The organism is Nostoc sp. JL31, assembly GCF_017114965.1.
In the GTDB taxonomy this organism is placed as follows: domain Bacteria; phylum Cyanobacteriota; class Cyanobacteriia; order Cyanobacteriales; family Nostocaceae; genus Nostoc; species Nostoc punctiforme_A.
On record NZ_JABXKO010000100.1, the window covers coordinates 30,755 to 45,415 of the forward strand.

11 protein-coding genes are annotated in these 14,661 nt (G+C 40.0%); 2 read left to right on the forward strand and 9 right to left on the reverse strand.

Annotated features, from left to right (window positions below; all coding sequences use genetic code 11):
* Positions 1 to 15 precede the first annotated feature (15 nt).
* A complete protein-coding gene (locus tag HWQ43_RS24765; protein WP_292738611.1) occupies positions 16 to 4,605 on the forward strand; it encodes a DEAD/DEAH box helicase in 4,590 nt (1,529 codons plus the stop codon).
* Here the strand turns inward: HWQ43_RS24765 and HWQ43_RS24770 are convergent.
* Entirely contained in the window at positions 4,596 to 5,960 is a 1,365-nt protein-coding gene (locus HWQ43_RS24770; protein ID WP_292738613.1) for a cytochrome P450, read from the reverse strand. The two genes, HWQ43_RS24765 and HWQ43_RS24770, sit on opposite strands and share 10 nt — an antisense overlap.
* Positions 5,961 to 5,993: 33 nt before the next feature.
* Positions 5,994 to 6,980 carry a Rieske 2Fe-2S domain-containing protein gene (locus tag HWQ43_RS24775; RefSeq protein WP_366932902.1) on the reverse strand — a complete coding sequence of 329 codons (987 nt, stop codon included), beginning with the start codon at positions 6,978 to 6,980 and terminating at the stop codon, positions 5,994 to 5,996.
* 333 nt (positions 6,981 to 7,313) lie between these two features.
* On the opposite strand from HWQ43_RS24775, the gene HWQ43_RS24780 reads away from it, so the two are divergent.
* Entirely contained in the window at positions 7,314 to 7,976 is a 663-nt protein-coding gene (locus HWQ43_RS24780; RefSeq protein WP_292738615.1) for a TetR/AcrR family transcriptional regulator, read from the forward strand.
* A gap of 164 nt (positions 7,977 to 8,140) precedes the next feature.
* Here HWQ43_RS24780 and HWQ43_RS24785 read toward each other — a convergent pair whose 3' ends face one another.
* From HWQ43_RS24785 to HWQ43_RS24815, 7 genes are all read right to left on the reverse strand, one after another.
* Positions 8,141 to 8,512: a DUF1304 domain-containing protein gene (locus HWQ43_RS24785; RefSeq protein WP_292738617.1), complete on the reverse strand. Its 372-nt coding sequence runs from the start codon at positions 8,510 to 8,512 to the stop codon at positions 8,141 to 8,143.
* Positions 8,513 to 8,585: 73 nt separating this feature from the next.
* Positions 8,586 to 9,644, reverse strand: coding sequence for a lipase family protein (locus tag HWQ43_RS24790; RefSeq protein WP_292738619.1), 1,059 nt, complete (start codon positions 9,642 to 9,644; stop codon positions 8,586 to 8,588).
* A gap of 415 nt (positions 9,645 to 10,059) precedes the next feature.
* Positions 10,060 to 12,756, reverse strand: coding sequence for an HD family phosphohydrolase (locus tag HWQ43_RS24795; RefSeq protein ID WP_292738621.1), 2,697 nt, complete (start codon positions 12,754 to 12,756; stop codon positions 10,060 to 10,062).
* Complete coding sequence (locus HWQ43_RS24800) at positions 12,677 to 12,853, reverse strand: hypothetical protein (protein ID WP_292738658.1); 177 nt, start codon at positions 12,851 to 12,853, stop codon at positions 12,677 to 12,679. The genes HWQ43_RS24795 and HWQ43_RS24800 overlap by 80 nt, the downstream gene beginning before the upstream one ends.
* Positions 12,854 to 12,966: 113 nt before the next feature.
* Complete coding sequence (locus HWQ43_RS24805) at positions 12,967 to 13,911, reverse strand: ADP-ribosylglycohydrolase family protein (RefSeq protein WP_292738623.1); 945 nt, start codon at positions 13,909 to 13,911, stop codon at positions 12,967 to 12,969.
* A gap of 79 nt (positions 13,912 to 13,990) precedes the next feature.
* Positions 13,991 to 14,440, reverse strand: coding sequence for a type II 3-dehydroquinate dehydratase (gene aroQ, locus HWQ43_RS24810; protein ID WP_292738652.1), 450 nt, complete (start codon positions 14,438 to 14,440; stop codon positions 13,991 to 13,993).
* 22 nt (positions 14,441 to 14,462) lie between these two features.
* A complete protein-coding gene (locus HWQ43_RS24815) occupies positions 14,463 to 14,603 on the reverse strand; it encodes a hypothetical protein (protein ID WP_012410890.1) in 141 nt (46 codons plus the stop codon).
* Positions 14,604 to 14,661: the final 58 nt, after the last annotated feature.

The window sequence follows — 14,661 nt, forward strand, 5'->3', positions numbered from 1 at the left end:
TAGAGAGTATGTTAAATGAAAGAAAGACAAAAAATCACTAGGTTTAACGGAATATCAAACTGGTTATCTAACTCAGTTAGCGAATCTGAAGATAAGCGGTACACACATCGTCTGCTCAAAGAAGATAAAAACCAACGAGATATAATTCTCAATGAATTAATATTAATTGTTCAAAAAGCCCATGAAGATGCTCGATATCGCCTTCGGAAATTAGCAGGAAATTCTCTTTTTCCATTTGGGGATTTTTCAGAAAGCGATCCAAGCTATGGCTATCCTGAACGTCTTAATATTATATCCCGTCAGAGTTATTTTGGAGATATATTTTCAGGAATTATTGCCGAAAATTTTGCTCATTTTGGACAGGATGATTGGGAAGTTCCTGCTTTTCTTTTCCGATTTCATCTAGTTGAGTTTCAACATTTAGAATTTCTAAATCAAACTGAAGAGATTGCAAAAAAGCGACCTGGACGTACAGGTGATGATTGTCTTGCTTTTTTACGCAACAGCGAAGGAGTAATTATTGCTTCTCTATTTTGTGAAGCTAAATGCACAACTAATCATTACACAATAATGATAGCTGAAGCACACAAAAAGGTAAGTGAACCACATATAAAGCCTGTTGATATCCCACAAATAATTGAGATTTTTGGGGATTACAATGATCTTTATTCATCTGAATGGGTTGATTCTCTAAGAGTTTTATGGCTAGAAAAAGTTGATATAAATTATGAACGCTACGATTTAATTAGTTATATTTGTGGTAAGCATCCTGTCGAAAATCCAACCTGGATATCTCCTGAAAAACCACACGAACAATATACAGCAGGAAGAAGACTTGAAGCAGTTGAAATTCATCTTCATGAAGTTGAAAATCTTGTTACAACTGTCTATAGTCAGCCAGCAATTGCAACACTTTCAATAGATATTCCTACCCAAACAGTTCAACAACCAGATGATGCAGAGATTGCAAAAGCCAACTCTGATGTCATAGTAGAGGGTGAAGTTCTGCAAAATGAGATGACTCAACCAAGTAACGAAGTCATTGCTTTAGCGAAAGAACTACAAAATAGTCTTGCAGGCAACAGACTAACGCCAGCAATTGCAAAACTTTATAGCCAACATACCAGACTTCGCGCAGGAGGAAAGGGATTAACTGGGTGGCGAGAAGATGAAGCAGGTGAAAGATTAAATGATGCTATGCGCCTTATTGAGGCTGCATTTATCCAGCGAGAAACTGGAGACACTAACTGGCGTAATGGAATGCTACGGGCTGGTGAGTTATTTGAATGGCTATCTCATCCCCAACTAAACCCGGATATTTTACCAATTCGTTTACTTGCAGCAGCTGTATATGAACTTGCTGGTTATCCTGCTAGGGCTGCGGGTTTACTCAATGAAGATATAAGTGAGGGAGTAGAGTCAGAAATTTTACGTTCTTTGCTAAAAGCTGATTTTCCTACTTTATTGCAACGACTGACAGAATATTGGGCAACTGTAACATCATCAAATTTCCAAACTGAAACAAGTCTTCTTTGGGATGACGCTGATACAGGTGCTGACAGATTTAACAAGTTGATTGTTAAAGAAACTGCTAGTTCTTTAGGAATTTTATGTGCAAAAATGCGCTGGGGAAATGAACCAAGATTAGAAAGAGCTATTGAAAAGCTTTCTGATATTGCTAAGGTGCTTCTTCATGGACACGACACTTATTCTTGGCTTTTAGGAAAATTGTGCGCTGAAGTTACATCTGTATATATACAAACTTCTCTACGACATCATCTAGAATTGCTTTCTCAGATGATTACTCCAAATGGTAGAAATTTCTTAGAACGTTATTTACGTCAAAGTTATCAAAAGTGTAAAGCTTTAGCATGGCGTTCTCAAGTTTGTGGAATCGAACGACTAGCAAGAGCAGAATCGTTTGCTCTTTGTACCCCTACAGGTTCAGGAAAAACAACGATAGCTGAAATTGCAATTCTGCAAAGCTTGTTCTTGGAAACAACAAATTCTAACAATTTTAGTAGTTCGGCTCCTTTAGTAATTTACTTAGTGCCAAGTAGAGCGCTTGCCACAGAAGTTGAATCAAATTTATCTCGTGTTTTAAAGCGTTCTACTAATAACAATGTCATAGTTACAGGTTTATATGGAGGTACTGACTGGGGGCCAACAGATGTATGGCTGACATCAGAACAGCCAACAGTTTTAATTTGCACTTACGAAAAAGCAGAAGCTTTGATGAAATTTTTAGGATCTCTATTTATCCGTAGAGTATCGCTTATTGTACTTGATGAAGCCCATGCAGTTCAATTTGATGGTAATAAAGATTCTTTGCAAAAAGCTGAGAATAGATCCTTACGCTTAGAATCACTAGGGGCAAGACTGTTTACTTATGTAGAACAAAATCATAGCCGAATTATTGCACTATCCGCTGTTGCATCACAAACAGAAAACGCATTAGCAAGCTGGATAGAAAATTCAACTGATGCTAGCCCAGCAAAGACAAATTACAGAAGTACACGTCAATTAATAGGGCGGCTTGAATGCTTACCAGGAAGAAGATTTGAAATACGCTATGACTTACTTGACGGCAGAAAATTAGAATTTCAAGAAGGTGGTCAAGCTGACACACCTTTTATTCCAAATCCTTTTCCGACATATCCTCCTGTGCCAAAAGGGAAAAATGAAGGAGCTGAGAAGAGGTTACGCCCTTATCTTTTCTGGGCAGCTATGCACTTAGCTGCACCAGATGAAAAAGGCCAAAGGCGTGCTGTTCTTATTTCAGTCACACAGCAGCCTGGCGGTTATGCAGAAGACTTTCTGAAATTGTTGAAAACATGGTCGCAAATAGAAATGCCTTCATTTTTTCAAGAACCTATAGAGGCAGAAAAACTTGAGGTTTGGCAAAAGTGTTTACGTTCATGTGAAGATTATTTCGGTACTAAATCCCGCGAGTATCAGCTGTTAGAGAAAGGAATCATAGTACATCATGGAAAAATGCCAGGTTTGATGGCTCGATTACTTATCGATGTCATAGATGAAAAAATTGTACATTTAGTTTTAGCAACGTCAACTCTTTCCGAAGGGGTTAATCTTCCTTTTGAAACAGTATTAATTCCAACTTTAAGACGTGGTACGGGAGAACTAAATATTCGTGAATTTGGTAATTTAGTTGGACGTTCTGGAAGACCTGGATTTGGGACAGAAGGACGTAGTTTAGTATTACTTAATAATCAATCGACAGATTGGAGTGACAAAGAAGCACGAAAAAGATACTTATCTTTAATAGGAGAATTAGAAAATCAAACACAGGCAATTAACCAAAATGCAAATCCTCTAAGTCCTCTAGCAGAATTACTGCTACGTTTGGAAGAACAATGGCAGCTAATTTCTAGTTCTAATAGACAGGATAATTTTTTAATATGGCTGGAAAAAACTGCACCACTTGACCCTGATAACAATCTTTCTGATGCACAATTATCAGCTATTGAAACTCTCGATTCGCTGGATAGTATTTTATTGTCTGCCATTGTCGAAATTGAACAGCTAGTAGCTAAAGATTTAAGCCCTAATGAATTGGAGGAGCATCTGCAAAAAATTTGGCATCGAAGCTTTGCTCATTACGCTAGCCGCGAACAAGAACGATTAGAAAATTTATTCATCAGGCGAGGTAGAGCGTTAAAAACAGAAATTTATAAAGATGTTTCACAGCGTCGGCGCTTGTATCGTACCAGCCTACCACCACGCGCTGGAAATGAGCTTTTAACTCTCTATCCTAAACTTAAAGAACAATTATCTGTGAGTGGAGATTATGCTATTTGGACACCAGAAGAACGCTTTAACTATGTTCAAGATATAGTTAGCAATTTAACCAGTCTGTCTAAATTTAGACTCAGTGACCCATCAGGAAATATTTCTTGGAATGAAATATTATGCTGGTGGCTTGACCCCAATAAAGCAATGAAAAAACCAAACCTAACTCAAATTTCAAAATGGCATTCATACATTAGTCAAAATTTTGGATATAGATTTAATTGGGGTTTGGGGAGTGTTATTGCATTAGCAATGGATGAAGCTTTTCGTGGCGAGTTAGTTGAATCCTCATTGGAAAACTGGTCACAAATTGGGCTACCTTGGATTGTTTTCTGGATGAAAGAACTTATTGTATGGGGAACTTTAGACCCAGTAGCTGCATACTTGCTTGCTAAAGTAGAAGATGTAACAACTCGTAAGCAAGCTGAAGAACTAGCGCAAACTTACTATCACTACATTAGCGAAAGAGAATCGGAACCAAATGAATATCTTAATGCAGTTAATATAAAAAACTGGGTAGAACAATCATTTTCCAGTGTTGAACGACATTTACCAACTCCCAAACCTGCTAATCAAATTAACGTCAATTTGCTGAAAGATTTCAGTAAAGCTCCAAGTAAAAATTGGAGAGTAGTACCAGTAGAAATTGGAGATGAAATTCAATGGTTTGATTTAGCAGGATTTCCACTCGCAATTTGCCAAAAGCCTGAAAAGTGGCAGTCTGATTTTCTAAATACCTACGATTTCATGCTAGATGCAGAAAATCGATTTGTTTCATCAAAGATTTATGTTTGACTTTTCAAAGGATGCTTGATCGCCAAAGGTTCAATATATGCTTGTAGAGTATCTTTAACTTTAGAAGGTTGACGAACTGGAGCGATCGCAGAATAATCCGGTTTTACTGTCCAGTCGTAATGGCGAAGTAGTGCGGAAAGCACGATTTTCATTTCCATCTGGGCAAATTCCATACCTAAACAACTGTGCGAACCATGACCAAAACCCACTAATGCTAAAGGATGTTTCTTATCTTCTTCGTGAGGTGGTGCAAAGCGATCGGGGTCGAAGCGATCGGGATCGGTGTACAGTTCTGGTAAACGGTGAGTCAGCATCGGCGAGATAGTCACAAACCAACCAGCAGGGATACGATAACCTCCATACTCAATATCTTTGAGGACGCCACGATTATAGGCATACACTGGCGGATAGAGCCGTTCTGCTTCTTTTAGGACGTTGGTTAACTGTGGAAGTTGTTTGAGATGGGACAGGTTAAAGGGATTATTTCCCACAACTGCTAATTGTTCTTGGCGCAGTCGTTCTCGCCACTCTGGATGATTACCTAATTCAAAGATTACCCAAGTCAGCAAAGAGGCTGTCGTCTCGTGTCCAGCAAATAGTAATAATAGTGCCTCATTGATTACCTGTGCTTCGCTCAATTTATTGCCGTCTTCATCAACAGCGGCTAACAGCAATCCCAAAACATCTTTTGATTCTTCCAAGTTACCCTGTTTGATACGTTGGGCGATCGCTTCACGTAAGAAAGCCACTAACTTACCCCTAGCATTTTGACCGCGACCATATAAAGTAAAAGGGACATTCCATTTCAATATCGCCATACTGCTATCTAGCAGTTGTGTAAACCACTGACTGGTTTGCTCAACTTCGGTCTTGTTCTGACTTCCCAAGAACAGGCGAGTCGCAACCATTAGGGTAAGCTGACGGAAACTAGAATTTAAGGGAATCGTTCCTCGCTCTCCCCAATCTTTGAGGAAGTCTTGCACAATATTTTGAATGGTATCGAAGTATGTAGCGATCGCTTTTCCGTGAAATGCTGGATACATCAAGCGACGGGTTAGGCGATGTTCTTCCCCATCTTGTAATAAAATATTGTTGCCAAATGTTGATTCTAAGAAATACCAACCGATCCGCGACGACATATTTTCAGCTTGTTCTACCAGCACCAGCCGATTAGCATCAGGGCCAATTAAATAAGCACGTTTGTATCCCATGACGCTCGTCTTAAAAACTGAACCATGCTGCTGGAATCGTCGCCATAGATACAGTTCTAAATCCCGAAATATTTCTAAAGTCTCCCCCAAGATGGGCAAGCCATAACTACCAGGCATTTCCTCGGCTGATTTTAGCTGCCGCATATTTGAGTACCTCCAGCAGTAATTAGCTACAGTTTAATTGTAAAGGGCAGTTAGGCTTTGCAAATCAAAATTACCAATTGTGGTAGAGTTTTTCTGCGTAGAACATAATGTCTTCGGCAATCTAATTTTTGGTTTTTGTCGAGGATATAAACTTTCGACAGCACTTGTATCTTGCTCAATAACAGTGGCTGCTGCTTGTAAAACTGAATTTTTAAACAGAAATTTCATCACAGGATTGACGATTTTGGCATACATCAAAATAAACGTCTTGGTAATTTTTTCTGTTTCCGGGTAGAGAATATGAATTTGAGCAATATCACCAATAGGGGTTTCAGCCAACAAAGCTGTAGTTGAAGGAAAAGCGTATTCGAGTGTGTTAGCAAGCGTTTTCGGGAATATTCCCAAAATAGGATTTTTGATAATTTCTCCTAATGTGTTGCTAGCTCTTGTCAGTTCTTGTTTGACTGTAGCAGAGTATCCTTTTTCTTCAAAATGACTTACATTACAAGATGTAATTTTGAATAGTTCTTTATGAGTACCATTTTGGTGATTATAGTCATAGTTAACCATTAGGTTACTCAAAAATTCACCTTGAATACTTTTTTCCCCAGTTACTCCAATGAACTCGTATTCATCGACAATTTTCTGATGCAAATCTGGGATGGGCAATCTTGGTTCAAATCCAGCATAAGTCCAGATGCAGTCATTGCTAATAATTAACTCTAATGGTTTGGTAATTGGCTGAGTGTCTTTTTTATCTCCTTGCTGTAGTCTGCCTTGCCCATCAAATTCTAGTGCATGAAAAGGGCAAGTAATAGTATCTCTATCTTGACAAATCCAGCCGTTTGATAAGGGTGCTTGCATGTGCGGACAGATGTTATCAAGGGCAAACACTTCGCCTTTTTGGTTTTGCCAAATAACATAATCCTGTCCATTTAATGTGATTTTATTTGGTTTATTCACTCCCAATATAAATTTGTGCGCGATTAACCAAGGCGCACCAGGTAAAATTGGTTCCATTTTTCCTCCAAAATCTTGATAATTTTTTGAAAAGTTGCTAGATGCGTTACCTTTTGCTAACGCAATCTTGAAACTTCAAAGTTGTAGACAAGCTGGTGTCGCCTGTTCTACATCACTCTTTTGAATGTAAATTGGGATAACTAAAGTCTTGTCTGCAATGGACGAAATAATACTACCGGGCATTTGCTCGGCTAATTTCGGCTACTGTATGGACAAGTTATGTAATTAACTAATTTTTTAGTTAGTGGATATTAATTTAATAAATTTCATCTTCTATGTCAACTACTAACCAAGTTTTTAGTTAATATATTTTCGTTATGCTGATGGAGCAATGTGAGTCGTTCAACGCAGTCAAAATTTTCATCTAAAAAGCCGCGTCAGGTGCGCGATGCAGAAGCGACGAAAAAGCAGATTCTCGATGCGGCGGAAGCGGAGTTTGCCAGAAATGGACTTCAAGGGGCGCGGACAGGGGCGATCGCTAGAGGTGCAGGTGTCACTACAGCGATGATTTACTACTACTTCCAGAGCAAGGAAGGACTATATCAAGCAGTTTTGCAACGTCCGGCGGTAGAAATGCACGAAGGGTTTGAGCAGCTAAATTTGGATCGGTTCCCACCAGAGGAAGCCTTGAAACTACTTGTCAAAGAAGCGATCGCTTATGAAGCTGCTCACCCACACAGGGGAATGCTTTGGTTCCAAGAAGCAAACCAAAATCAGGGAAAGTATTTCAAGCAGGGGAATTGGCAAGAAAATTTTAGCTATCTCATCAAGATTTTAGAGCGGGGGATGGCGGAAGGTTGTTTCCGTCAAATCGATCCATTTTTCACCACCCTGCATATTATTGGAGTTTGTAATTTATACTTCAACGCTTACGAAAACATTAAGCATACTAGACCCGATTTGCAACTGCTAAGTTCAGAAATGATTGAGCAGCATACTCAAGCAGCAGTTAATTTTATTTTGGCTGGTGTGCAAGCAATTAAAGTTAAAAGTTAGGAGTGAAGAATTATTATATCAAATTGCTAAAAATTCAGGTAGTCGGTCCAATTAACTCACTCCAGCGACTATTAAGCGATCGCATCTAAAACTGGGATGTGGAATCAGCCAGGATTAAGGAAGTTTTGGGGCAGCATCTCACTTTTATAAAAATATATTTAGCCCTAGCGAATAGAATTAGCGGCTATACAGACAAAAACCAGCGCAATGGATGCAGGAAGTGTCTGAAGTACAAGAGTTGTTCGTTTTAGAGTTAACGCACCAAATATGCCTGCAATCACAACACATACCAGAAAGAAGACTCGAATTGATAGAAAATCGCTTTTAGTGAATGCTCCCCAAATTAAGCCAGCAGCAATGAAGCCGTTATATAACCCTGCATTTTTGACAATAGGAGCTACTTGACTTGCAACGTCGGCTGTAAAACCAAGTCTCTGATAAACAACGGGATTTTTCCAAAAAAACATTTCCACTATCGAGATAAGAATATGTACAAATGCAACAAATGTAACAGTGATAGTGGCAACAATTTGCACTCTAAAACATCTCCATGTCTTGATTTTTTTTCTGATAAATAGAATCTTACAATACAAGCGACTCTAATTATTCTCATTTTGTGAATCTCAAGATTCCGCGCATATAAATCTCTTCTAAATTGTGGTGCTGCTCTAAAGCGGCTGCATGAATCGTAAAACAAACTGGTGTACCAGTATGCACATAGTCTGGCATTCTTCTTTTATGGTCATTCAATATTTCTCCGCTTCTGTTGTACATTGCCTTAAAGAAACCAAAAAGTGGATTGGGATTTTTTGGTTTTCCATCTTTTGAAGTCACTTCTCCACTTCCAATTGCCTTCTCTTCTTCATCTTTTGGTAGCTTTGCTGTTGCCTTGAAAACATTTCCTGTTGGAAACGGAATCATAGTTACAAAATCTTCAGTGTTAGCAATCCGCCAATGTCTTACCCCCATAGCTTGAAACTTAGTCGCAAATTCCCTGTCACCACATCGAGGACTGGCAAAAGTGTACAAGATAACTTTTTCAGGCTTAAAGTCGGTATTTGCAAGGATATCCGGGATTGCTAGTGTTGCCAATGCACTACCAAGGCTGTGTCCTGTCACAAAAATCCGAGAGTTCGGAGCACAATCTTTAAGCGCATTAATCATTGCATCTCGTAGACTGATATAGATTTGTCTAAAACCTACAGTGACACGACCAAAATCGCCAACTTTTGGAATCTCAATTGGGGACTGAATTAGCTGTATTTTTTCTCCAACGACTCTCAATATACTTCCTTGTAGATTTCTACCGTCACTATAAGAAACAAGCGGAATATTTACATCCTTAAACCACTCAGCAAAAGTTTTTGTGCCACGAAAAACGACAAATACATCATTGCTACTGTTTTTAGACGCAACGAAGCCGAAAGGAAGACCATTTTCCTTTAGCTCACTTATTAAGTGGTAATCCCCACCAAGTTTTGGTTTATTTATTTCATCAAATGGCTCACTCAGTTTTGGTTTATTTATTTCATCAAATTGCTCATATACTTTTTGGATTAAAGCTGCTAATTCTTGAGCTATTAAAGAGTCAAATTCTTTGTAATTAGAGTCAAAAAAGGCTATGTCTGCTCTTTCTATTTGGTTATTAGCATCCGGTAATGAAGTCATCAGTCCCACCCTATGGATTATTATACGGCGATGAAATATACAGAACTTCTATAATATATATACTAATGGATTATACTTAATGTGTACGTATATGTACTATATTTTGGACAGATTAAGAAAAATTTCGGATAACATTGATTTTTATTAATCTGCCCTGCCTGAATTCTCAGTATTGGTTTATTTGGACACTCAGCACATATTTAGATCGCATCCCAAAAAAACCTCCTATTCTATTAATTAACCTCAGTTCGGGTTAAGGAGGTTTATTTACCTCTAACTAGCTGAAACGACACAAGCACGTTAATATATCCCAAAATCAAGTAACGGTGTTATGAGGGTTTCAGCTTATCCCGAACTCAGGTTAATTAATCTTATTAGCAGATATGCGTAGGCGTAGCCCGTAGTAAAGATCACATTACAAATTCCGCACAGCACTACTAGCCCTCAACTTCGGATAAGCAATCCGTTTGTGATGAAATTGCTGCCAAACATCCACAAATATCTGGGCAATTTGTGACATCTCTTCCCGTTTTAGTCCTGAATCTACAAGTTGATTGTCTTGCCATTTGGCACGTAGAATATTATTCAGCATTGCTAAAGCTTGTTCGCTGGAGACATCTTTGAGCGATCGCTTCTCTCCCGCAGATTTAGCCGATGCTTGCAGCGATCGCAGCGCCGCTTCACAAGAATCTGCTAACATTACAATTCCGGTTTCCCGTGACTGGGGAATTGGCCCATCGTAGCGAAAATCTGCGTCGTCTACAGTTAAACTTGGATCTGACTGAGCCATTTGCTGGGCTTGGTGATGGAAATAAGCAATCAGCATCGTTCCCTGATGCTCTGGAATAAAAGCTTGAATTGCCGTAGGTAAAAGGTGTTTACGCGCCATTACCAACCCTTCCGTTACGTGCTTTTTGATAATTTCTGCACTCTTCCAAGGATCTTTAATCTCAGTATCGTGTTTATTCGGCCCTCCCATTTGATTTTCAATAAAGCCGAGAGGGTCGTGCATTTTGCCAATATCGTGATATAATGTTCCAGCCCTTACTAGTTCAACATTGCATCCTAATTCTTTAGCAGCAGCTTCAGCAAGAGTAGCCACAAGTAAGGTATGTTGAAAAGTTCCGGGAGTTTCAGTAGCAAGTCGTTTTAATAAAGGGCGGTTAGGGTTTGCCAATTCTGCTAGGCGAATTGGGGTAACTAAATCAAACACTTTTTCTAGATAAGGACTCAAACCTAAAGCTACAATACTCCAGCCTAAACCGGATAAAGCAAATAATCCCGCTTCTTGGAAGACAATATACCAGGTTGAACCAAATATTTGACCAATTAAAATTTTAACAAGAAGGTAAATGCCGCCTTGAGTTAAGGCGATCGCAACGCCTAATAATGCTAACTCTTCACGCGATCGCAATCGTTGGGCAATGTAACTACCTAATATTCCTCCCCCCACACCAGCTAAAAGCGCAGCCTTGCTCATATCCAAGCTAATGCCTAATATCGGCCACAGCAGCCCGACAACTGTCAACCCCAAAGTGGGGCCGTAAAAGCTTCCCAACAATAAACCAAGGGCGCTCCAGGTAGTATAGGGCAATCCGATGACGATTACTCCTGGCACACTTAGAGTTAGCAGTAACACCAACAGGCGATCGCGTTGTCGCAATTCGTAATCAATATGGCGTTCTACCCAGACAAAAATGCCAATAGCGATCGCAATCACGCCTCCTAACTTCACCAATTCCTGCCACTTAACCTCCCGGCGAATCAGGCGATAATGCTCCAGCACCTCAAAGTTCCATGCAGTAATCTGCGCTCCTTTTTTGACAATTACCTCACCATGCCGTATCTTCACCATCACGGGTGGCACACCAGCCGCCGCCTTTTGAGCATTTTGTCTGGTTTGTTCTTCATCTTTTTGCAGATTCGGCTTGAGTACAGCTAACAACAGATTTTTTGCCAAAGTTTCAGCGGATTTTGGTACAAAGGTCTGTAATTGTAAACTCACCGCATCTTGCAAGATATTTTTTGGCAGTCCTTGTGGGATGCCTTGGGTAAGAATCCGCTCTATAATTTCATGGATTCCCATTTGGGTTTTTTCCCATTCCACATCTGATAAATCTAAAAGTAGAGATTCTTCATATACTGCTTCGGGGCTAACAGTCTCTAACTTTAAAAGTTTGGCAGTGGCTTGGATGTATCTTTGACGTGTTTGGGAAATTTCGGCAATCACTAAGGACAAGCTTTTCTCAGAAGTTGTGAGGCGGTAAGATTCTAGTTCTGCTACAGCTTGAGTAAAATCAGTGTTTTGAGAAAAATCTACTGGCTGTGTCTTCTCTAGATTCTGAGTATCAGATTTGGATGTGATGCGCGGCTGGCGTTTTTGATTGGGTGCAGCTGGGGTGGTTTGTCCGATTCTCTTCTGCTGCTGATTTTTAGTATTTTCTACAGCCGATAGCAATGCTTGCCATTCCAACTCAGAACAAGAGCGGAGGTAACGTTGGGTAGAGATGGATAAAACTACAGGATCAAAAAAAGGAAAAGCTCCAGCAACAGCACGAATTTCGTTGCCATCATCTAGAAGTTGTTGCAAATTTTCGTTGATTGTTTCGTTGATTCGCGCATCAAGCATTAACACCTGTAAGGATCTTTTACTGACAGCTTTGCGCTCGGCTTCGGTTTTTTTATGATCTTCGATGCTAGCTGTGTAAGGCGCTGTAATCGTTTGGGGTGCGGGATGTCCTATTTGGATTTGAGTCTGATTGTATAATTTATGCCCAATAATACCTGTGAGGGACACTACAGCGATCGCCAAAATCACCGAGTAACGCTGTTTATATGCCCAATCCAAAGCAACTGCATAAATACTACTCTTAATTTTGACCGATTTTGCCTTTGACCTTAGCGCTCTTTCTTGTTTTCGGCGTTCGCTTTTCTCATTGGTTTTTGATAAAAACAGGAATACATTCTTGAGCATAGTCCTTAGAAGTTCCCTTCTATGGGTTTTACCTTTGGGACTTCTCATTAACTTTCCCTTACGGCGTAGTGTTTTGTACTGTCGCCGCCAGTGAGTCAATTGCTGGTTCAAGAACTGCAAAAATTGATGCATTTTCATTATCTCTGCCTGCAATTGCCAACTTTGATAGTTCAAAAAAGACAATCATCAGGAAAGTTTGATCTGCGGCGGCTGCAAGTCGGTTGATTTGCCACAATAGCTAGCTACAGAATCAGTCCAAGGGTTTACTGCAAAAATTCTAGTATATGAGACTAATACACTTTGGCGGAAGTTTGCCTACCTTTAATCCCTTATCTGGTTAATTTGAGATTAACGCGACCGAATAACGCGAGGAGCTGCGTAAACTGAAAGCGGAGCTAACTCACATTCCTCTTCTGTTAACTCTTTTGGGTTTAAGGTAAGATTATACACTCCTGACCACACTCCCACAAATGCATCGGTCAATTCTAACATTTGGGAAAAGCTAGTTAGTCCCCATACTGGAGAATTGCTCTGCAAGAGCAGAACTTGCCAATTTACGGGAATTCCGCCTGTCCCGTTATACGCTCCCGACAAAGCACCAGTAATTGCACCTGTAGCCTGTGAGCTTAGAAACGTAGCATCTTGCACTTGAGAATTGTCATTGTGAGTAGCCTGCAAAACTGTCAGGCGAAAGTCTTCTAAGGTACTTAAAAAGCAGTAGAATGCCATAGCAATAATGTTACTGAGCTTTTCTTCCTTAGCAAACTCAGCTTGTGCCGTTGATAATCCAGCCCCTTGCTCTAATAAATTCTGGATTCTTAATAATTTTTTTGGTATTGATGTCGGTGTTTCTCCGATAAAAGAAATTGTTTGGGGGATAAGAGTTAGAGGGTCAAGTTTTTCATTTAGGGCAAGAGCGATCGCATACCCTACTGCTAGTGTTCCATCCCTGACTACTGGATCATCCTCCCAGATTTTCAGCACACGCAGCAAGTTTTGTCGGAGCTTAATTGGATTTTCGTGAAAAAAAAGTGCTACTGGTAATGTGGCAATAATTATTTTTATCGAGATGTCATCAGTTGCGGCTGAATGAGCAGATTCTTCTTGCTGACGCTCTATCCAATCATCTAAATCTAATCTACCCAAGGCAATTAAACTCTGGATACCCAGAACCGCCATTCTGCCTAAATCTAGGTAACTCTCAAACTGTACTTTACCACCACAAGCTAAACTTCCCCCCAGCAATGCTCCGAGTAAAGTTCCTTTAAACCGACTTATAGGAGAGTAACGCATAAATTATGTAGTTAAAAGTGAGGAGTTAATGAAATATTACTAATTCCTAACTTTACTACCAACTACCAATTCCTAACTTCTAACTCCTAACTCTTAAATGATCTATCAAAGCTTGTAAGCCCAATAAGTAACTTTGAACGCCAAAACCACTTATTTGCCCGATCGCAACTGGGGCGATATACGAATGATGGCGAAATTCTTCCCGGCGGTAAATGTTACTCAGATGTACTTCCACTGTGGGCAAATTAACAGCAGCGATCGCATCTCGCAAGGCCACACTTGTGTGGGTGTACGCTCCTGCATTAATCAGAATTCCCTGATGTTGCCCTAACGCGCCATGAATACTATCTACCAAAATTCCTTCATGATTTGACTGCAAAGGAAAAACTTTCGCCTGTAATTTGAATGCTTCTGCTTCTAACAGGCGGTTAATTTCAGCTAGTGTCAACGAACCATAAATTCCTGGTTCTCGCTGTCCTAGTAAATTTAAGTTTGGCCCATGCAGTGCCAGAATACTTAAGGGTTGCAACGTCGAATTTGCCACTTTGGGGTTAGTGGCGACGGCGCGAGCGATCGTTCACAGGAATCGGAATCAGTTCCGGTTCCGGTTCAGCCTCTGGCCCTAATAGGCTTTCAATTAGCCTACGAGCTAATTCCTTAAGCTTTTCCAGCACCTTTTCTATATAGTCCATGAACTGACCGCTCCTGAGATACTACCTCAATTTTTGATTAACAGGTACGCAGAAAATA

What these genes read in the sequence shown, in the direction of transcription:
- HWQ43_RS24765 (WP_292738611.1), top strand. Translation starts at nt 16, where the DNA reads ATGAAAGAAAGACAAAAAATCACTAGGTTTAACGGAATATCAAACTGG.
- HWQ43_RS24770 (WP_292738613.1), bottom strand. Translation starts at nt 5,960, where the DNA reads ATGCGGCAGCTAAAATCAGCCGAGGAAATGCCTGGTAGTTATGGCTTG.
- HWQ43_RS24775 (WP_366932902.1), bottom strand. Translation starts at nt 6,980, where the DNA reads ATGGAACCAATTTTACCTGGTGCGCCTTGGTTAATCGCGCACAAATTT.
- HWQ43_RS24790 (WP_292738619.1), bottom strand. Translation starts at nt 9,644, where the DNA reads ATGACTTCATTACCGGATGCTAATAACCAAATAGAAAGAGCAGACATA.
- HWQ43_RS24795 (WP_292738621.1), bottom strand. Translation starts at nt 12,756, where the DNA reads ATGAAAATGCATCAATTTTTGCAGTTCTTGAACCAGCAATTGACTCAC.
- HWQ43_RS24805 (WP_292738623.1), bottom strand. Translation starts at nt 13,911, where the DNA reads ATGCGTTACTCTCCTATAAGTCGGTTTAAAGGAACTTTACTCGGAGCA.
- HWQ43_RS24815 (WP_012410890.1), bottom strand. Translation starts at nt 14,603, where the DNA reads ATGGACTATATAGAAAAGGTGCTGGAAAAGCTTAAGGAATTAGCTCGT.